The following is a 19,158-nucleotide window of genomic DNA, read 5'->3' as shown; positions in this document are numbered from 1 at the left end:
TTTCCCATGAGCAAGATCGCAATCATCGGTGCTACCGGCCGTGCTGGTAGCCAGTTGCTGGAAGAAGCCCTGCGCCGCGGCCATCGCGTTACCGCCATTGCCCGCGACATCTCGAAACTGCAGGGGCGCGAAGGGGTGAACGCCGTAGCGCTGGACGTCAGCGACGCCGCCGCCCTGGAACAGGCCGTCGCGGGGCATGACGTGGTGCTCAGCGCCGCGCACTTTTCCAGCATCAAACCGCAGGCCATCATCGAGCCGGTGAAGCGTGCCGGGGTCAAGCGCCTGTTGGTGGTGGGCGGGGCGGGCAGCCTGCTGCTGCCGTCGGGGCACAAGGTCATCGACAGCCCGGATTTTCCCGAGGCCTACAAGGCTGAAGCTACCGCCGGTGGTCACTACCTCGACATCCTGCGCCAGGAAAAGGAACTGGACTGGACCTTCCTGTCACCTTCGGCCGAATTCGTCGAAGGTGCCCGCAGCGGCGCTTACAAATTGGGCAAGGATCACCTGTTGATCGGTGCCGATGGCAAGAGCTGGATCAGCTTTGCCGACTACGCCATTGCCATGCTCGATGAAGTGGAGAAGCCGGCGCACTCGCGCCAGCGTTTCACGGTCGGTTACTGAGGGGCCTGGGCCTGCTCGCACAACCACGCGAGCAGCTCCAGCAACGCCGCTGAAGCCGAGCCTTGTGGCCGCACAAGGTAATAGGCCTGGCCGGTGCTGACCTTGAGCGGGAACGGCGTCACCAGCCGCCCGCACTTGAGGTCATCAGCGATCAGCGACCAGTCGCCGATGGCCACACCGGTACCCTGGGAAGCCATCGACATGGCCATGTCCAGGGTTTCGAAATGCTGGCCCTTGCCTTGCCGGGGCAGGCTCGCCCCGGCGGCATCGAACCAGGCATGCCAGTCGCGTTGATCGCGAGTCGGGTGCAGGAGCATGTGCAGGTCCAGATCCGCAACCTGCTGCAAGGGCAGGGCGCCGTTCAGCAGTTGCGGCGCGCACACCGGCGTCAGTTGTTCATCGAACAGCTTCAGGGTCTGCAGGCCATGGTTGGGCCGGGCGCCATAGACCACCGCCGCGTCGAACACTTCCCGACGAAAATCCACCCCATGCTGCACCGTGGTGGTCAGCTCCACCGGCACATCCGGGCGCAGCGCCTGCCATTCCATCAGGCGCGGCAGCAGCCAGCGCATCACGCAGGTCGGTGCCTTGAGCTGCAAGGTGGTGCTACGCGCACCCACCTGCTGCACCCCTTCCTCGATCAAGGTGAACACCTGCTGCACCCGCGGCAGCCAGTCCTGGCCTTCGCGGGTCAGGCTCAGGCCACGGGCCTGGCGCAGAAACAGCGGATAACCGAGGTGGTCCTCCAGCCCGGCAATTTGCCGGCTCACCGCGCCTTGGGTGATGTGCAGCAGTTGCGCGGCGCGGGTGAAGTTGCAGCACTGGGCGGTGACTAGAAAGGTGTGCAGGGCAGGCAGTGGAGGCAGGCGTTTCATTGGCTTGAGCCATGATTTGAGGACATGGCTAGTATGAGCTTTTTTGCATTGTGCAGGTAGCTGTCGGGCGGTCCAATACAGCCTGTTTCCCGAACAATGACAGGCAGACGATCATGGCGACTTGCGGCGAAGTACTGGTCAAACTCCTTGAAGACTATGGCGTAGACCATGTCTTTGGCATTCCCGGCGTGCATACAGTGGAACTCTATCGCGGGCTGGCAAGCTCGCGCATCCGGCACATCACCCCGCGCCACGAGCAAGGCGCCGGCTTCATGGCTGACGGCTATGCGCGTACCCGTGGCAAGCCAGGCGTGTGCTTCATTATCACCGGCCCGGGCATGACCAACATCACCACCGCCATGGGCCAGGCCTATGCTGATTCGATTCCGATGCTGGTGATCTCCAGCGTGCAGTCGCGCGACCAGTTGGGCGGCGGGCGCGGCAAACTGCATGAGTTGCCGGCGCAGAGCAACCTGGTGGCCGGTGTAGCGGCGTTTTCCCACACCCTGATGAGCGCCGATGACCTGCCGTCGGTACTGGCCCGTGCCTTTGCCGTGTTCGACGGCGCGCGTCCGCGCCCGGTGCATATCGAAATTCCGCTGGACGTGCTGATCGAGGACGCCGATCACCTGCTGGCCTGCGCCCCGGTGCGTATCGCCCGCGCCGGGGCCGCCCCCGCGCCAGTGGCACAAATGGCCGCCATGCTGGCGGCTGCCCGCCGGCCGCTGATCCTCGCCGGTGGTGGTGCCATCGAGGCCAACGCCGCGTTGACCCGCCTGGCCGAGTACCTGCAGGCGCCGGTAGCGCTGACTATCAACGCCAAGGGCGTGCTGCCGGCCAGCCACCCGCTGCAGATCGGCTCGACCCAATCGCTGGTGGCCACCCGCGCCCTGGTCGCCGAAGCCGATGTGGTGCTGGCGATCGGTACCGAGCTTGCCGAGACCGACTACGACGTGACCTTCAAGGGCGGCTTCGAGATCCCGGGCGAGCTGCTGCGCATCGATATCGACCCCGACCAGACCGTGCGCAACTATCCGCCGAAAGTTGCCCTGGTTGCCGATTCGACCCTCGCCACCCAGGCCTTGCTGGTGGCCCTGGCCGAGCAACCGGCACCAGTGCGCGGCGCCGAGTGGGGCGCGGCCCGTGCCGCGCGCTTGCGTGGAGTGCTGGAGGCCGATCGCGACCTGCCGATGCGCAGCCAGACGCGCATGCTCACCACCCTTGTCGAAACCCTGCCGGGTGCCGTGCTGGTCGGTGATTCGACGCAACCGGTGTACACCGGCAACCTGACCCTGGACATGGACCAGCCGCGGCGCTGGTTCAACGCTTCGACCGGTTACGGCACCCTGGGGTACGCGCTGCCGGCGGCCATGGGCGCCTGGTTGGGCAGCGCTGAAGCGCCGGCCGATCGCGCGCCGGTGGTGTGCCTGATCGGCGACGGCGGTTTGCAATTCACCCTGCCGGAACTGGCCAGTGCCCGCGAGGCGCAGGTGCCGCTGATCGTGCTGCTGTGGAACAACCAGGGCTACGAAGAGATCAAGCGCTACATGGTCAACCGCGCCATCGAGCCGGTCGGCGTCGACATCTACACCCCTGATTTCATCGGCGTGGCCAAGGCCCTGGGCTGCAGCGCCGAGTCGGTCGGCGATGTCGCACAACTGCGCGAAGCATTGCGCCAGGCGTGCGATCGCCAAGGCCCGAGCCTGATCGAAATCGACCAGGCCACCTGGATGCGGGCGGTGCCCGCATGATCAAGCTGCCTGGTGTCTATATCGAAGGTGTCTGGCAGCATGGCCCCCAGGTGCTGACGGTGATCAACCCGAGCAATGAACAGGTGTTGGCCGAGGTAGCCGGTGGCGACGCGGCGGCGGTCGAGCGGGCGACGCTGGTGGCCCGCGCGGCATTTGTTCAATGGTCTACGTCCAGCGGGCCGACCCGTGCGGCCATCCTGCGGGCCATTGCCGAGGGCGTCGAAGCGCGCCGCGAGCGCCTGGTGCAGTTGCAAGCGAGCAACAATGGCAAGCCGCTGGCTGAAGCCCACATCGATGTCGATGATGTCGTCGCCACCTTCCGTTATTACGCGGAGCTGGCGGACAACCTCGGGCGCGATCGCTCGGTGGCGCTGCCCAGCGAGGATTTTGTCGCCCGGGTGCGCCGCGAGCCGTGCGGGGTGGTGGGGCTGATCGTGCCGTGGAACTTCCCCATGGTCACCACCGCCTGGAAGCTCGCGCCGGCCCTGGCGGCAGGCTGCTGCGTGGTGCTCAAGCCTTCGGAAATCACGCCATTGGCCGAGCTGGAACTGGCGGCGATCATCGCCGAAGCGGGGCTGCCGGACGGGGTGTTCAACCTGGTCTGTGGTACCGGGCAGGCAGTGGGCGCGCCGTTGGCGGCCGATCCGCGAATTGCCAAGATTTCCTTCACCGGCAGCAATGCGGTAGGGGTGCAGGTCATGCAGCGCGCGGCGCAGACGATCAAGGGCGTGAGCCTGGAACTGGGCGGCAAGTCGTCGTTGCTGGTGCTGGACGACGCCGACCTTGAGCTTGCGGTGGAGCTGGCCTGCCTGGGCGGTTTCTTCAATGCCGGGCAGATGTGTTCGGCCACCAGCCGGGTACTGGTCGCCCAAGCCCTGTACCCTGCATTTATCGATGCGCTGAAGGCCCGGGCCGAAGCGATCCGCGTGGGCGAGCCGTTCAGCGGCGAAAGCGAAATGGGCCCGTTGGTCAATCAGGCTCAGTACCAGCGGGTACAAGCGCATATTGCGGCGGGCCTGCAAGCGGGTGCGCAGCTGCTCTGTGGTGGCTCACGGCCGGCACAGCTGCCTTGTGGTTATTTCGTCAGCCCCACGGTGTTTACCGAGGTGCCGTTGGACAGTGCTCTGTGGCGTGAGGAGATCTTCGGTCCGGTGCTGTGCGTACGTGCGTTTGCCACTGAAGCCGAGGCGCTGGCGCTGGCCAATGACACTGAGTTCGGCCTGGTGGCCAGCGTGCTCAGCCGTGATTTGCAAGCCGCCGAGCGGGTTGCAAATGCTTTGCAGGCGGGGTTGGTGTGGATCAACGCACCGCAGGTGATCTTCCCGCAGACGGCCTGGGGTGGGTACAAACAGAGCAGCCTGGGTCGGGAGCTGGGGCCTTGGGGCTTGAGTGCGTTTCAGGAGATCAAGCACGTGGTCAGGGCGGTGTAAAAGCGGACCGCTGCGCGCTCCATCGCCGGCAACGCCGGCGATAGCTATCTAGAGCGCGCTGCGCAACCGAGCCAGGTCCCGCACCGGCGGCGCCCCATACAAGCGGCTGTACTCCCGGCTGAACTGCGACGGGCTTTCATAGCCCACCCGATAGCCCGCCACCGCTGCTTCAAGCCCGTCGTTGAGCATCAGCCGCCGCGCTTCCTGCAGGCGCAACTGCTTCTGGTACTGCAACGGGCTCATTGAGGTCACTGCCTTGAAGCGGTGATGCAGGGTCGAGGTACTGAGGTTGACCTCGCGCGCCAGGTCATCGATGCGCAGCGGCCGATGAAAGTGCTGGTTGAGCCATTCGATGGCCTGGCACACCCGGTGGGTCTGGCTGTTGGCCATGGCAATTTCGTACAGCCGGTAACCCTGCGGGCCGCGTAGCAACCGATAGAGAATCTCGCGCTGGATCAGCGGTGCGAGGATCGGGATGTCCTTCGGCGAGTCGAGCAGGCGAATCAGGCGCAGCAGGGCATCGAGCAACAGCGGGTCGGTACGCTCCACATACAGCCCACGGCCCGACGGCAAAGCCGGCACACCGAGGGGGCCGGCATCGGCCAGCAGGTTGTTGATCTGCGCCGGGTCGATGTTCAGGCGTACGCCCAGGCTGGGGTTTTCCGGGCTGGCCTCCAGCAATACGCCACTGATCGGCAGCGCCACCGACACCACCATGTAATGCAGCGGGTCGTAGACATAGCGCTCGTCACCCAGGCATACCTCCTTGCTGCCATGGGCCAGGATGCACAACGCAGGCTCCGCCAGGGCGGGCATCGAGCGCACGCTTTCTTCATAGCGCACCAGAAACAGGTCCTCGACCGCCGACTCGACGCCAGACTGACGGGGGGCGTGGTGCTGGATGAGGTCGGCCAGCTCCTGGCGCTGTTGCTCCAGGGCGGGGTCGAGGATCAGGCGGTCAGGGTCGATGGCGGGCATGGGGACGATTCCAGGGAGAACGACTGCAGGATAGGTTTGTGCAAGCCACGGCGCTAGTCGAAAGCTGCCGCCCGCTTGCCTGATCCTGCAGGGCGCGCAGGATCAGGCAAGCGCTCGACAGGAATCGCCTAACCGCCGCGCGGGCGTGTGGCCTAACCTGTGCAGCCTGGCAATTTCATCTGGCTGCACATGGAGAAACGCTCATGACCTCGACACAATCGGTCACCCACCTCGCATTTATCCGGGCCAGCAGCGGTCGTTCAGAAGAACTCGGTGCGCGCCTGCGTGATCTGCTGGAACCGTCGCGCCAGGCTCCCGGCTGCCTGAAATTCAGCCTGCAACGCTCCCAGGCCGACGCCGACCTGTGGCTGCTCAGCGGTTTCTGGCGCGATCAGCAATCGATGAGCGGCTACTTTGCGTCACCGACTCTTGAGCTGTTCGGCGAGCTGGTGCAGGCGCGGGTAGTCGACAGCCTCGACCTGCATACCTTCGGCTCGCCTTGCGCAGGTTAGAATGGCGGCTTCTGGCAATTGATGTGGACTCGAGGCACATGGCACGTAAAGAATTTTCCCGGTTCGAAGCAGTATCGGCAGCCGTACGCGGCGACGACGGCTACCACGCCGCCATCGCCGTCAAAGGCCTGGGGGCCTCCGGGGCGCCGCGTTTTCACAAGGTCCTGGTAGAGCAGACCTTCAACACCGCCCTGGCTGCTGATGAAGCGGCCTGCGCCGAACTTGAGCGCCTGCAGGGCGTCGATGACGACGCCGAGCTGGTCTGGTAACTCAGCCGTTGACCTGCGGGCGGGCCATCTTGAACAGGTTGCCCAGTTCGAAGTAATCCGCCGGGCCGCCGCCACGCAGGATCGGCTGGCCCGCAGCGGTGTCATAGATGCCGTCCTTGAGCAGATGCTCGGCGATATGCACGGCCACCACCTCACCCAGCACCAGCCAACTCGGCACCAGCGCTTGGTCGGCACGCTGCAGCTGGATGATCTGGGTCACCTTGCATTCGAACGACACCGGGCTCTCTTGCACCCGCGGCACGGCAATCACTTTTGACGCCACCGGGGTCAGACCGCTCAGGGTGAACTCATCGACCTGCGGCGCAACTGCCGCGCAGCTCTGGTTCATGGCCTCGGCCAGCGGCAGGGTGGCCAGGTTCCAGGCGAACTCGCCGGTCTGCTCGATGTTGTTCAGGCTGTCTTTGCGCCCGACGCTTGCGAAACCGATGATCGGTGGAATGTAGTTGAAGGCGTTGAAGAAGCTGTAGGGCGCCAGGTTCAGGCGACCTTCGGCGTCCTGGGAGGAAATCCAGCCAATCGGGCGTGGGCCGACGATGGCATTGAACGGATCGTGGGGCAGGCCGTGGCCTTTTGCCGGTTCGTAGTAATACATCTGCGCTGGCCCGAAGGCCTTCCCTGTGAGTAGGCCGCTAGTGTGCCAAGGCTTTGCCTTGCTGAAAATGACTAAGCCCGGCCGAAGCCGGGCTGACTGCGTCACATCAGCGCTTAACTGATGCGGTGGGCCTGGGTGCGATCGAAGCCGTCTTCAGCGAATTTGGCGCCACCGGTGCGATCGAAGCCGTCTTCGGCGAATTTGGCGCCGCCGGTGCGATCGAAGCCGTCTTCTGCATAGGTAGCCGACTGGCTTTTCACGGCGCTGAAGTTGTGGCTGTTGGTACGGTCGAAGCCGTCTTCGGCGAATGCGTTGGCAGCCAGTACCGAGAAGGCCAGGGTCAGGATCAGTTTGTTTTTCATGGTCGTTGCTCCGAGGTGCTGAGGGGTTGTTTGTTTCTATGGGTGTAATGCTACGCCGATAAAATTGATTAAAAAGCGCAAAAAATAACGTATAAGAATCTAAAAAATAGATGTATGTGGCGACAGTTCGCCCTCATCACCGGCAAGGCCATGCACGGACCTGTGGGAGCTGGCCTTGCCAGCGATGCAGGCGATGCGGTCTACGCTATGAGTGAAGACTGAGGGTGTGGGATTAATTGCGGGTTAAAGCGCCATAAACAAAAAAAGGGGGCAATCCGCTGGCGGATGCCCCCTTTTTTCTGCCGATGACTGGGATCAGTCAGTGGTGATCCGCGAATGCGTGCGGGTGTCCTTCATGAACACATACACCAGCAACGAGCAGGCGATACAGGCAGTCACGTACCAGTAGAAGCCGCTCTCCATGCCGATGCTCTTGAACCACAGCGCCACGTACTCAGCGGTACCGCCGAAGATCGACACGGTCAGGGCGTACGGCAGGCCAACGCCCAAGGCGCGGATTTCGGTAGGGAACAACTCGGCTTTGACCACGGCGTTGATCGAGGTGTAGCCGCTGACGATGATCAGCGCCGCCATGATCAGGAAGAACGCGCCCCACCAGGTCTGGATGGTGTGCAGGGTGGTCAGGATCGGTACGGTGCACAGGGTGCCCAATACGCCGAAGGCGATCAGGATCGGGCGCCGGCCGATCTTGTCGGAGAGGCTGCCGATGATCGGTTGCAGGCACATGAACAGGAACAGGGTGGCCGCCGAAATGGTGGTCGAGTCGGTGATGCTCATGCCCACCGTGTTCACCAGGTACTTCTGCATGTAGGTGGTGTAGGTGTAGAAGGCCAGGGTGCCGCCCATGGTCAGGCCGACCACGGTGGCCAGCTCTTTCGGATGGCGCATCAGGGTGCGCATCAGGCTTTCCTTGGACTTTTCCTTCTTGGTGAAGGAGGCGGTTTCTTCCATGCCGCGGCGCAGGTACAGGGCGACCACTGCGCACAGGGCGCCGATCACGAAAGGTACGCGCCAGCCCCAGGCATACAGTTGTTCGGTGGTCAGGGTCTGCTGCAGGATGATCAGCACCGCCAGGGCGATGAGCTGGCCGGAAATCAGCGTCACGTACTGGAAGCTGGAGAAGAAGCCACGGCGCTCCTTGGTGGCCATCTCGCTGAGGTAGGTGGCCGAGGTGCCATATTCGCCACCCACCGACAGGCCTTGCATCAGGCGGGCGATGACCAGCAGCACCGGTGCGGCGACGCCGATGGTTTCATACCCTGGGGTCAGGGCGATGACCAGCGAGCCTGCGCACATCAGCAATACCGAGGCCATCAGCGCAGCCTTGCGGCCTTTGCGGTCGGCGTAGATACCCATCAGCCAGCCGCCGATCGGGCGCATCAAAAAGCCCACGGCGAAGATCGCGGCGGTGTTGAGCAGTTGTGCGGTGGTGTCGCCGGCGGGGAAGAAGGCTTTGGCGAAATACAGGGAAAACGCGGCGTAAACGTACCAGTCGTACCATTCGACCATGTTGCCGATCGAACCGCTGAAAATCGACTTGAGTCGGCTTCGGGTGGTTTTTACCGCGGCGGGCGCAATGGCCGCCCCGGTTGGCAGGGTGGTGGAGTTATCCATCGAAGGGACCTTCATAGTTGTTTTTGTGGAGCGCGCCGAAACGCAGCCTGCCAGGGCTATAGCAGGAGCTGTGCCAGATGCTGGAGGCCCGGTCTAGAAGGGTTGTACGGATATGATGAGCGGAAATCCGCCTATTCAAATGAGTGGATCGGCGAAAATCCGCTTATGGCGATCCGTTGGGTCGATCAGGTAGGCCCGAGAAAATCTTCGCGCAGCAGGCCGTGGCGCTGCATCTTCTCGTTGAGGGTGCGCCGCGGCAGTTGCAGCTCTTCCATCACGGCCTTGATCTCGCCCTTGTGCCGGCTCAGGGCGGCGCGCAGGCACTGGGCTTCGAAGGCTTCCTGCTGGGCGGCCAGCGATTGCCCGGCTTCGATTTCTGCTGCTGCCGGCTCGCCCAGCCCCAGGGCATGACGTTCGGCGGCGTTGGCCAGTTCACGAACGTTGCCCGGCCAGTCGTGACCGAGCAGCTTGCCCAGCTGCGCGCCACTGGGTACCGGCGCGCTGCGGCCGACGCGCTCGGCGACCAGGCGGGCAAAGTGGCTGAACAGCAGCGGGATGTCTTCGCGGCGGTCGCGCAACGGCGCCAGGCGCAATTCGGCAACGTTCAAGCGATACGCCAGGTCTTCGCGAAAGCGCCCGGCCCGGGCTGCTTCGAGCAGGTCGGGTTTGGTCGCGGCGATGATCCGCAGGTCGACGCTGATGCTCTGGTTGGCGCCCAGGCGTTCGAGTTTTTGCTCCTGTAACACGCGCAGCAGCTTGGCCTGCTGGGCCAGTGGCATGCTTTCGATCTCGTCGAGGAACACCGTGCCGCCATTGGCGTATTCGAGCTTGCCGATGCGCTTGCCCTGGGCACCGGTGAAGGCGCCGCTTTCATGGCCGAACAGCTCGGCCTCGAACAACTGCTCGGGGATCGCCGCGCAGTTGAGGGCAACGAAGGGCTTGCCGGCGCGCGGGCCGAAGTCATGCAGGCAGCGTGCGACCTGCTCCTTGCCGCTGCCGGTTTCGCCACGAATCAGCACGTTGACCGGCAGGCTGGCCAGGTCCAGTACCTGCTTGCGCAAGTGCTGCATGCCCTGGGACACGCCCAGCAGGTTCGCCTCCAGGCGCGCCTTGAGGTCGGCCTGTTCATGCAGGCGGCGGTTCTCCAGCACCAGCTGGCGTTTTTCCAGGGCCCGGCGCAGGCTGCCGAGCAGCGCTTCGGGGCTGAAGGGTTTTTCCAGAAAGTCGTAGGCACCATTGCGCATGGCCTCGACTGCCATCGGCACATCGCCGTGACCGGTGAGCAGGATCACCGGCAGGTCGGCATCACTGGCCTGCAGTCGCTCGAGCAACTGCAGGCCGTCCATGCCGGGCATGCGCACGTCACTGAGGATCACCCCGGGGAAGTGCATCGGCAGTTGCTGCAGGCAGTCTTCGGCACGGTTGAACAGCTGCACGCTGAAGCCGGACAGGCTCAGCCATTGCTCCACGGCTGTGCGGATGCTGGCTTCATCGTCGACGACCATCACTGAGTTCAACATGCGGGTTCCGGGTCCATAGGCAAGGTCAGGCTGAAACGGGCGCCGCCGGGCTGGTTTTCGACCTGCAGGCGGCCGCCGGCTTCGTGAATGATGCCATAGGAAATCGCCAGGCCCAGGCCCAAGCCTTCGCCCACCGGCTTGGTGGTGAAGAACGGGTCGAAGACACTGGCCAGGTGTTCGGCAGGGATACCGCCGCCGCTGTCGAGCACGCTCAGGCGCCAGTGCTCCTGTTCGGCATCGATGCGCACCTCAAGGCGTTTGTAGCTCTTTTCGGCCATGGCATCCAGGGCGTTGCGCAGCAGGTTGATCAGCACTTGCTCAAGGCGTATTGCATCGCCGCGTACCCAGGCCGGGCGGGCCAGGTACAGGGCGACGCTGACGTCCTCGGCGCGAATGCGCGCCTCGAGCAGTTGCAGCGCCTGGTCGACCACGGTGGCCAGGTCCAGGCGTTCGCGCAGGCCGCTGGGGCTGTTGCGGGCGAAGGTTTTCAGGTGCCCGGTGAGGGCCGCCATGCGCGTGAGCATCTGCTCCAGTGGCTCCAGGGCCTGGCGCGCTTCGTCCAGGCGTTGGTTGTCGAGCAGCAGGCGCAGGGTTGCCAGCTGCATGCGCTGGGTGGTCAGCGGCTGGTTGATCTCGTGGGCCAGCGCCGCGGACATTTGCCCCAGCGCGGCCAGCTTGGCCGATTGCACCAGGCCTTCCTGGGCGGTGCGCAGGTCGCGGGTGCGGGCTTCGACCAGGCGTTCGAGCTCTTCACGGCTGCGCTGGCGCAAGCGTGCCAGGCGCAAGCGCTGGCTGATGAACAACAAGGCGAAGACCAGGCTCAACCACACTGCGGCGGCAGCCAGCGCGGCGTTGCGACCGTCTTCGCTGACCTGCGGCTTGCGCAGCAGGTGCAGGGTCCAGCCCTCGGCCTCCAGTGGCAGGCTTTCCCACAAGTAGTCGGTGTTGCCCTCCGGGCCCTGCACACGCATCAGGTGGCTGTTGGTGTCGAAGCTGCTGAGGATATGGTGCTGTAGCGGCACCAGCGGTTGCTTGTCGTACTGGCGGGTGGCGGCAAGCTCGGCGCGGTCGGCGCTGGTCAGCGGTTGCAGCTCGCGGTAGCGCCAGCCGTCCTGGTTGGCGATGAAGATGATCCCGCGGGCGTCGCTGACCAACAGGATATCGCTGCCCTGGCGCCACTCGCGCTCAAGCTCGGGGAACTCCAGCTTGACCACCATGGCACCGAGGAAGCGGCTGTTTTCATCCTGCACCGCGCTGGACAAGAAATACCCCGGCACGCCGCTGGTGACGCCGACCGCATAGAAGCGGCCGCTGCCCTGGCTGCGGGTTTGTTTGAAATACGGCCGGAAACCATAGTTGGAGCCAACATAGGTGCTGGGCAGGCGCCAGTTGCTGGCGGCCACGGCCAGGCCGGTGCGGTCGAGCAGCTCGAGGGTCGAGGAATTGGCCGCACCGTTGATGCGCTCCAGCTTGCGGTTCAGGGCATCCTGCACCGGGCCTGCAACCGGGCCGCGCAAGGCGCTGATCAGTTCCGGGTCGAGGGCCAGCACCGCCGGCAGGGCGCGGTAACGTTCGATCAGGGTGTGCAGCGAGTTGGCATACAGCCCCAACTGCTCACTGGCCCGACGGGCATCCTCGACCATCGACTGACGCTTGGCGTGGTGCATGGCCCAGCCTGCGGTCAACAGCGTGCCGGCGAGGATGAAGAACAGAATCAGGCCCAGACGCAGGGCGCGAAAGGAAGAAGGCATGGTGCAAGTCCCGGCAGTGGGGAAGGCCTCCTGGCCTTCCCTTGGAGCATGGCAACGTTGTTACAGCAGCTCGAAGCTCTGTTGTTGCACGGCCTGCGAGTCGAGGCCGACCTGGACCCGGAACTCACCCGGCTCGGCTGCCCATTGCAGTTGGCCGTTGTAGAACTTCAGGTCGTCGGCCTTGATGGTGAAGTGCAGGGTGCGTTCCTCGCCGGCCTTGAGCATGACTTTGTGGAAGTTCTTCAGCTCCTTGATCGGGCGGCTCATGGACGCTGTCACATCCTGCAGGTACAGCTGCACCACGGTCTCGCCGTCACGCTTGCCGGTGTTCTTGACCACGATGCTGGCGTCCAGGTCCTGGCCCTGTTTCACGGTTTTGCTCGACAGGCTCAGGTTCGAGAGGCTGAAGTCGCTGTAGCTCAGGCCGTAGCCGAAGGGGTACAGCGGGCCGTTCGGCTCTTCAAAGTACTGCGAGGTGTAGTTGCCTGGCTTGCCCGGGGTGAAGGGGCGGCCGATGCTCAGGTGGTTGTAGTACATCGGGATCTGCCCGACCGAACGCGGGAAGGTGATGGCCAGCTTGCCCGACGGGTTGTAGTCGCCGAACAGCACATCGGCGATGGCGTTGCCGCCTTCGGTGCCGCTGAACCAGGTCTCCAGGATGGCATCGGCCTGTTCGCGCTCCCAGGCCAGCGACAGCGGCCGGCCGTTCATCAGCACCAGCACCAGCGGTTTGCCGGTGGCTTTCAGGGCCTTGATCAGCTCGCGCTGGGCTGCGGGGATTTCCAGGGTGGTGCGGCTGGACGATTCGTGGGACATGCCACGCGACTCGCCGACCACCGCGACCACCACGTCGGACTGCTTGGCGGCCTTGACCGCTTCGTCGATCAGCACCGCGGCAGGGCGTGGGTCGTCGACGATTTCCGGGGCATCGAAGTTGAGGAAGTTCAGGTAATCGAGGATGGCCTTGTCGTGGGTGACGTTGGAGCCCTTGGCGTAGATGACCTTGGCCTTGTCACCGAGGACCTGGCGCATGCCTTCGCGCACGGTGATCGACTGATGCGGGCGGCCGGCGGCGGCCCAGCTGCCCATCATGTCGATCGGGGCATCGGCCAGCGGGCCGACCAGGGCGATGGTGCCGGCTTTTTTCAGTGGCAGGGTCTGCTTGCGGTTTTCCAGCAGGACCAGGCTGCGGCGTGCCACGTCACGGGCTTCGGCACGGTGCAGGCGGCTGTCGGCATAGGTATCGGCCGGGTCGTCGCTGGCCTTGCCGATACGCCGGTACGGGTCTTCGAACAGGCCCATGTCGTATTTGGCACCGAGCACTTCGCGCACGGCGTTGTCGATATCGGCCTGGTCGACTTCACCGGCCTTGAGCAGGCTGGCCAGTTCTTCGCCGTACAGCGAGTCGTTCATGCTCAGGTCGATGCCGGCCTTGATTGCAAGCTTGGCGGCTTCGCGGCCATCGCGGGCAACGCCGTGGCGCACCAGCTCGGTGATTGCCCCGTGGTCGCTGACGGTCACGCCCTTGAAGCCCCAGTCCTTGCGCAGCAGGTCGTTCATCAACCAGGTGTTGGAGGTGGCCGGCACGCCGTTGATCGAGTTCAGCGCAACCATCACTCCGCCGGCACCGGCATCGATGGCGGCGCGGTAGGGCGGCAGGTAGTCGTTGAACATCTTGGTCGGGCTCATGTCGACCGTGTTGTAGTCGCGGCCGCCTTCCACCGCGCCGTACAGGGCGAAGTGCTTGACCGCGGCCATCAGGCTGGTCGGTGCGGCCGGGCTCTGGCCCTGGAAGGACTCGACCATCACTTTGGAAATGCGCGAGACCAGGTAGGTGTCTTCGCCAAAGCCTTCGCTGGTGCGGCCCCAGCGTGGGTCACGGGCGATGTCGACCATCGGCGCGAAGGTCATGTCGATGCCGTCTGAGGCCGCTTCAAGGGCGGACACCCGGCCGACCTTGGCGATCGCGTCCATGTCCCAGCTGGCGGCCAGGCCCAGGCTGATCGGGAAGATCGTGCGGTGGCCGTGGATCACGTCGTAGGCGAAGAACATCGGGATCTTCAGCCGGCTCTTGGCGGCGGCGTCCTGCATCGGCCGGTTTTCCGCACGGGTGATCGAGTTGAAGGTACCGCCGATACGTCCGGCGGCAATTTCCTTGCGGATCATTTCGCGGGGCATTTCCGGGCCGATGCTGATCAGGCGCAACTGACCGATCTTTTCATCCAGGGTCATCTGCTTGATCAGGTTGGCGATGAACGCCTGCTTGTCCTGCAGCGGGGCGGCAGAGGTATCGGCATAGGCCGACTGACTGGCCAGGCTGACAACCAGACCCAGCAAACACAGCTTGTTCATGAATTCTGTTCTCAAGGCTTACGGCAGTGTTCACGGTGATACTGCCCAGCCGAAGTTGGGGAAGCGGCTATTGTTGTAGTTTGCTGGGGCATCTTTTAGCCGATTGGGCGATTCCGATCCAGCGGCGACGACGGATTATGCCTCAAGTCCGGTGCATCACGGCGATCAAGGAGCGTAGCAACATGCAGGTAATTCATTACAAGGGCGTACGCCTGTGGTTGCTGCTGATGCTTGGCAGCCTGCTGGCCGGTTGCGGGATCAACAACATCCCCAACTATGACGAGCAGGTAAAAGCCGCCTGGGCCCAGGTGCAGAACCAGTATCAGCGCCGCGCCGACCTGATTCCCAATCTGGTCGAAACGGTCAAAGGCTACGCCAAGCAGGAGCAGGAAACCCTGACCGCGGTCATAGAAGCCCGGGCCAAGGCGACCTCGATCCAGGTCGATGCCAGCACCCTGGACGATCCCGAGAAGTTGCGCCAGTTCCAGCAGGCCCAGTCGCAGCTGACCGGGGCGCTGAGCCGCTTGATGGTGGTGTCCGAGCGCTACCCGGACCTCAAGTCCAACCAGAACTTCCTCGCCCTGCAGTCGCAGCTTGAAGGTACCGAGAACCGTATCGCCGTGGCGCGCAAGGACTTCATCGCCGCCGTGCAGCGCTACAACACCGAGATCCGTACCTTCCCTGGGCGCATCTGGCACAGCGTGATGTACAGCGACATGCCGATCCGGGAGAACTTCGAGGCCACCAGCGCCGATGCCGACAAAGCGCCTGAAGTGAAATTCTGATGCGGCTGTTCACGCTCGGGCTGTTGTTGGCGCTGTTGTTGACTACGCCGCTGCGCGCCGAGTTGAGCTTTCCGGCGCTGAGCGGGCGGGTGGTGGACAACGCCGGTCTGCTCGACGGTGCCAGCCGCAGCCAGCTCGACAGCATGCTCAAGGCCCATGAACAGGGCACTGGCGAGCAGGTCGTGGTGGTGACCCTGGCGGATTTGCAGGGGCAGAGCATCGAAGACTACGGCTATCAGCTCGGCCGCCACTGGGGCATCGGCCAGAAGGGCAAGGACAACGGCGCACTGTTGATCGTCGCCCCTCAGGAACGCAAGCTGCGCATCGAAGTCGGCTACGGCCTGGAAGAGCGCCTGACGGATGCGCAGTCCTCGGTGATCATCAATCGCATCATCACCCCGGCGTTTCGCCGTGGCGAATACAGCCAGGGCATTGTCCAGGGTACGGCGGCGATCCTTCAGGTGCTCGGCGGCAACCCGTTGGCCGAACCGTCACGGGCGTTGGGCAATGATGCCGAAGACGGGGCGCCGGCCTGGGCCATCGGCTTGTTCATCCTGTTGATCGTTGTCGTGTTCGCCCTGCAGTCGCTTGGCCTCGGTAGTAGCGGGCGCGGCGGCATGGGCGGCGGCTACGGCGGTGGCTTTGGCGGCGGCGGGGGAGGCGGTGGGGGCTTCAGCGGTGGCGGGGGCGGCTTTGGCGGTGGTGGGTCGTCGGGTGGCTGGTAAATGATCAACAACGAGAACCGCAGCACATGACTTTGCTTACTGAACATCAACAGCACCAGGTCGCTGAAGCCATTGCCCGGGTCGAGCGTCACACCGACGCCGAACTGGTCACGGTGTTGGCCAGCCGTGCCGACGACTACGCTTATATCCCGTTGCTGTGGGCAAGCCTGCTGGCCCTGGTGGTGCCAGGCATCATTCATTACCTGAGCGGCTGGATGAGCGTGCACAGTTTGCTGATCGTGCAGTGGCTGACGTTTATTGCCCTGTGCCTGCTGTTCCGCATCCCGGCCCTGACCACCCGCCTGATCCCCCGTTCGGTGCGCCACTGGCGTGCGGCGAACCTGGCCCGGCGGCAGTTTCTCGAGCAGAACCTGCACCATACCGTGGGCGGTACCGGCATGCTGATCTTTGTCAGCGAGGCCGAGCGCTATGTCGAAATCCTCGTCGATGAGGGCATATCCCGGCACCTGGACAACCAGGTCTGGGAGGCCATCGTCAGGCGCTTTACCCAGCAGGTGCGCCAGGGCCAGACGTTGCAGGGCTTTGTCAGCTGTATCGAGGCCTGCGGCGAGCTGCTCAGTACCCACGTGCCGCTGACCCACGAGCGCAACGAGCTGCCCAATCGCCTGGTGGTGCTCGGTTAGCCGCGGCGGCGGTCGACAAAAGCTGTGCAGGGAAAGCGCATCCACGTAAAATTCCCGGCACTGCGCATACCTGCGCCCCCTCCGCAACCCGAGGCACCCTTTCCCGATGTCCGATTCCTCCACCGCCCAGGCCGCGCCGGATGCGCGTGCGCAGTTTCTGAGCCTGCTCGCCACCAGCCTGGAACAGAACGCCCTGATCAAGCTGGTGCTGGCGCGCCCTGTCGGCAACGAAGAAACCCTGCAGCGCATCATCGCCAAGCCGCTGACGGTCAAGGGCCAGGCTTGCGTGTCGTTCGTCTACCGCTACAAGACCCGCGACATCACCCGCAACCTGGGCAACGACGAAGCGCTGGCGCTGGTCGACGAGTTGCTCCCGGCCTCGTTTCGCAACGCCCACCTGCTTAGCCTCAGCGACGAAGCGCAGCTGGAATTCAGCAAGAAGGGCAAGCCGATGCTCCACCGCAGCGCCGTGCAGCAGGCGCGCCAGGTGCCGGCCGGTGAGCATGACCGGGAGAAGAAGCGCTACCTGGAACTGAGCCGGCCGTTCTTGCAGGACCTGGGCGTGACCGACAAGCAACAGGCGTTGATCCCGGCGATGTCGCGCAAGTGGAAGCAGATCAACAAGTTCATCGAAGTGTTCTCCCACGCCCTGAATTCGGCGCCGCTGGCCGCCGACCAAGCGCTGCGGGTGGCCGACTTCGGCTCGGGCAAGGGCTACCTGACCTTCGCCATCCACGACTACCTGCGCCATACCCTGCAGCGTGAAGCGCAGGTGACCGGCGTCGAGCTGCGCGCGGACATGGTCGAGCTGTGCAATGCCGCGGCCTCGCGCCTGGAGCATCCGGGCCTGGTATTCGAATGCGGTGATGTACGCAGCGTGGTGCCCAGCGCCATCGAGGTGATGATCGCCCTGCATGCCTGCGACATCGCCACCGATTACGCGATCCACACCGGCATCCGCTGCGGTGCGGCGATCATCATGTGCTCGCCGTGTTGCCACAAGCAGATTCGCCCGCAACTGCACAGCCCGGGCCTGCTCAAGCCGATGCTGCAGTACGGATTGCACCTGGGCCAGCAGGCCGAAATGCTCACCGACAGCTTGCGCGCGTTGTACCTGGAAGCCTGTGGCTACGAGACCAAGGTGTTCGAGTTCATTTCGTTGGAGCACACCAACAAGAACAAGATGATCCTGGCGGTCAAGCGCCAGGCGCCGGTTGAGGCGTCAGCGCTGCTGGAGAAGATCCAGCAGCTCAAGGCGTTCTATGGGGTCAAGGAGCATTGCCTGGAAACCTTGCTGCGGGCCGATGGCTTGATCCCTGCCTGATAGCATCGCGGGTCGGTGCACGCAGATCCACTGTGGGAGCCGGCCTTGCCGGCGATAGCGTCAGCCCAGCCCCCGCACAGGCGCAGGATGCACCCGCGTCTTGCGCCCCAGCACCACTGTCGCAATCACCCCGGCGGCAAACACCCAGGTAATCGGCTCGACCTGTTCGCCAAAGAACAGCGCCGACAAGGCGATGGTGAAGAAGATCTGCAGCAACTGGATCTGGCTCACCCGGGCAATGCCGCCCAAGGCCAGCCCGGCGTACCAGGCAAAGAAGCCGATGAACTGCGAGAACAGCGACACGTAGCCGAAGGCCCACCAGGCTTTTGCACTCACCGGCCCCTGATGCTGCAAGGCCAGGTAGAGCACCGGCCCGAGCAACAGCGGTGCCGACAGCACCAGCGCCCAGCAGATCACCTGCCAGCCGCCCAGTTCCCGCGCCAGGCGGCCGCCTTCGGCATAACCCAGGCCGCCCACGGCAATCGCTGCGAGCATCAGCAGGTCACCGGCCTGGATCTGCCCGGCGCCCATGATCATCGCGTAGGCCAGCACCAGCGCACTGCCCAATGCCGCGCAGGCCCAGAAAGCCTTCGACGGTCGCTCATGGGACAGCCAGGCGGCGTACACCGCCACGCATAAGGGCTGCAGGCCGTTAACCAGCGCGCCGTGGGACGCCGGCACGCTTTGCATCGCCCAGGCCGAGAACACCGGAAACCCCAGGATCACCCCCAGCGCCACCAGGCTCAGGCCCTTGATCTGTGCCCAGGTCGGCCATTTTTCCCGACGCCAGAGCAGCAGCGCCGCTGCCGGAATCGCCGCCAGCAACGCACGGCCCAGGCCATTGAGCAAGGGGTGCAGTTCCTGCACGACGATGCGGGTCATGGGCAGGGTCAGGCTGAAAATAATCACACCGAGAAGGCCAAGGACCATCCCGGTGTTTTCGCGGCTGGACATACAGGACGCCTGTGGCAGAGAAGTCCACTCATTGAGCCACAGGCGCGGCGGATGATC

At 64.3% G+C, this 19,158-nt stretch carries 17 protein-coding genes and 1 pseudogene; 9 read left to right on the top strand and 9 right to left on the bottom strand.

The annotated features are described in order from the left end of the window. The first annotated feature begins 6 nt into the window (after positions 1-6). Entirely contained in the window at positions 7-621 is a 615-nt protein-coding gene (locus KHO53_RS05125; protein ID WP_100783456.1) for an NAD(P)-dependent oxidoreductase, read from the top strand. On the opposite strand, the gene KHO53_RS05120 is transcribed toward KHO53_RS05125, so the two are convergent. Beyond that, the gene (locus KHO53_RS05120) at positions 615-1,496 is read right to left on the bottom strand and encodes a LysR substrate-binding domain-containing protein (protein ID WP_010220918.1); all 882 of its coding nucleotides are present in this window, start codon (positions 1,494-1,496) and stop codon (positions 615-617) included. The genes KHO53_RS05125 and KHO53_RS05120 overlap by 7 nt on opposite strands. A 113-nt stretch (positions 1,497-1,609) precedes the next feature. Between KHO53_RS05120 and KHO53_RS05115 the strand changes: the two genes are divergently transcribed. Together KHO53_RS05115 and KHO53_RS05110 are read left to right on the top strand one after the other, a co-directional pair. Further along, positions 1,610-3,247, top strand: a complete 1,638-nt coding sequence (locus tag KHO53_RS05115) for a 5-guanidino-2-oxopentanoate decarboxylase (RefSeq protein WP_213570060.1) — start codon at positions 1,610-1,612, stop codon at positions 3,245-3,247. Continuing rightward, on the top strand, positions 3,244-4,677 hold the full coding sequence (locus KHO53_RS05110; RefSeq protein WP_213570059.1) for an aldehyde dehydrogenase family protein: 1,434 nt from the start codon (positions 3,244-3,246) through the stop codon (positions 4,675-4,677). Before KHO53_RS05115 ends, KHO53_RS05110 begins: the two co-directional genes overlap by 4 nt. Positions 4,678-4,725: 48 nt before the next feature. Here the strand turns inward: KHO53_RS05110 and KHO53_RS05105 are convergent, their stop codons facing one another. Continuing rightward, positions 4,726-5,655 (bottom strand): AraC family transcriptional regulator, encoded by a 930-nt coding sequence (locus tag KHO53_RS05105; protein ID WP_010220921.1) that lies wholly within the window; start codon positions 5,653-5,655, stop codon positions 4,726-4,728. A gap of 203 nt (positions 5,656-5,858) precedes the next feature. On the opposite strand from KHO53_RS05105, the gene KHO53_RS05100 reads away from it, so the two are divergent. Together KHO53_RS05100 and KHO53_RS05095 are read left to right on the top strand one after the other, a co-directional pair. Further along, positions 5,859-6,167, top strand: a complete 309-nt coding sequence (locus KHO53_RS05100; protein WP_100783455.1) for an antibiotic biosynthesis monooxygenase family protein — start codon at positions 5,859-5,861, stop codon at positions 6,165-6,167. Between the two features lie 38 nt (positions 6,168-6,205). Further along, positions 6,206-6,436, top strand: a complete 231-nt coding sequence (locus KHO53_RS05095; protein WP_010220923.1) for a hypothetical protein — start codon at positions 6,206-6,208, stop codon at positions 6,434-6,436. 1 nt (position 6,437) lies between these two features. Here the strand turns inward: KHO53_RS05095 and KHO53_RS05090 are convergent, their stop codons facing one another. The 6 genes and pseudogenes from KHO53_RS05090 to bglX form a co-directional block, all read right to left on the bottom strand. Next, positions 6,438-7,049, bottom strand: a complete 612-nt coding sequence (locus KHO53_RS05090; protein WP_010220924.1) for a flavin reductase family protein — start codon at positions 7,047-7,049, stop codon at positions 6,438-6,440. Between the two features lie 116 nt (positions 7,050-7,165). Then, a pseudogene (locus KHO53_RS05085) lies at positions 7,166-7,411 on the bottom strand (hypothetical protein); the annotation flags it as partial. Between the two features lie 315 nt (positions 7,412-7,726). Continuing rightward, positions 7,727-9,046, bottom strand: a complete 1,320-nt coding sequence (locus tag KHO53_RS05080; RefSeq protein ID WP_010220926.1) for an MFS transporter — start codon at positions 9,044-9,046, stop codon at positions 7,727-7,729. A 185-nt stretch (positions 9,047-9,231) separates the two neighbouring features. Next, positions 9,232-10,566 (bottom strand): two-component system response regulator MifR, encoded by a 1,335-nt coding sequence (mifR, locus tag KHO53_RS05075; RefSeq protein WP_213570057.1) that lies wholly within the window; start codon positions 10,564-10,566, stop codon positions 9,232-9,234. Further along, on the bottom strand, positions 10,560-12,317 hold the full coding sequence (locus KHO53_RS05070) for a sensor histidine kinase (protein WP_010220928.1): 1,758 nt from the start codon (positions 12,315-12,317) through the stop codon (positions 10,560-10,562). The genes mifR and KHO53_RS05070 overlap by 7 nt, the downstream gene beginning before the upstream one ends. A 60-nt stretch (positions 12,318-12,377) precedes the next feature. Continuing rightward, complete coding sequence (bglX, locus tag KHO53_RS05065; protein WP_036996711.1) at positions 12,378-14,669, bottom strand: beta-glucosidase BglX; 2,292 nt, start codon at positions 14,667-14,669, stop codon at positions 12,378-12,380. A 182-nt stretch (positions 14,670-14,851) separates the two neighbouring features. On the opposite strand from bglX, the gene KHO53_RS05060 reads away from it, so the two are divergent. The 4 genes from KHO53_RS05060 to KHO53_RS05045 all read left to right on the top strand — a co-directional run bounded on the left by KHO53_RS05060 (position 14,852) and on the right by KHO53_RS05045 (position 18,147). Beyond that, positions 14,852-15,454: a LemA family protein gene (locus KHO53_RS05060; RefSeq protein ID WP_010220930.1), complete on the top strand. Its 603-nt coding sequence runs from the start codon at positions 14,852-14,854 to the stop codon at positions 15,452-15,454. Then, positions 15,454-16,179 (top strand): TPM domain-containing protein, encoded by a 726-nt coding sequence (locus tag KHO53_RS05055; protein WP_213570056.1) that lies wholly within the window; start codon positions 15,454-15,456, stop codon positions 16,177-16,179. The genes KHO53_RS05060 and KHO53_RS05055 overlap by 1 nt, the downstream gene beginning before the upstream one ends. A 26-nt stretch (positions 16,180-16,205) precedes the next feature. Then, positions 16,206-16,823, top strand: a complete 618-nt coding sequence (locus KHO53_RS05050) for a TPM domain-containing protein (protein ID WP_010220932.1) — start codon at positions 16,206-16,208, stop codon at positions 16,821-16,823. Positions 16,824-16,929: 106 nt separating this feature from the next. Further along, the gene (locus KHO53_RS05045; RefSeq protein ID WP_010220933.1) at positions 16,930-18,147 is read left to right on the top strand and encodes a class I SAM-dependent methyltransferase; all 1,218 of its coding nucleotides are present in this window, start codon (positions 16,930-16,932) and stop codon (positions 18,145-18,147) included. A gap of 60 nt (positions 18,148-18,207) precedes the next feature. Here KHO53_RS05045 and KHO53_RS05040 read toward each other — a convergent pair whose 3' ends face one another. Next, the gene (locus KHO53_RS05040) at positions 18,208-19,101 is read right to left on the bottom strand and encodes a DMT family transporter (RefSeq protein ID WP_213570055.1); all 894 of its coding nucleotides are present in this window, start codon (positions 19,099-19,101) and stop codon (positions 18,208-18,210) included. Positions 19,102-19,158 lie beyond the last annotated feature (57 nt).

The sequence above is a fragment of the Pseudomonas sp. RC2C2 genome (genome assembly GCF_018390435.1).
Taxonomy (GTDB): Bacteria; Pseudomonadota; Gammaproteobacteria; order Pseudomonadales; family Pseudomonadaceae; genus Aquipseudomonas; species Aquipseudomonas donghuensis.
The sequence above is the reverse complement of the archived record's forward strand: the minus strand, read 5'-3'. Positions and strand labels throughout refer to the sequence as shown.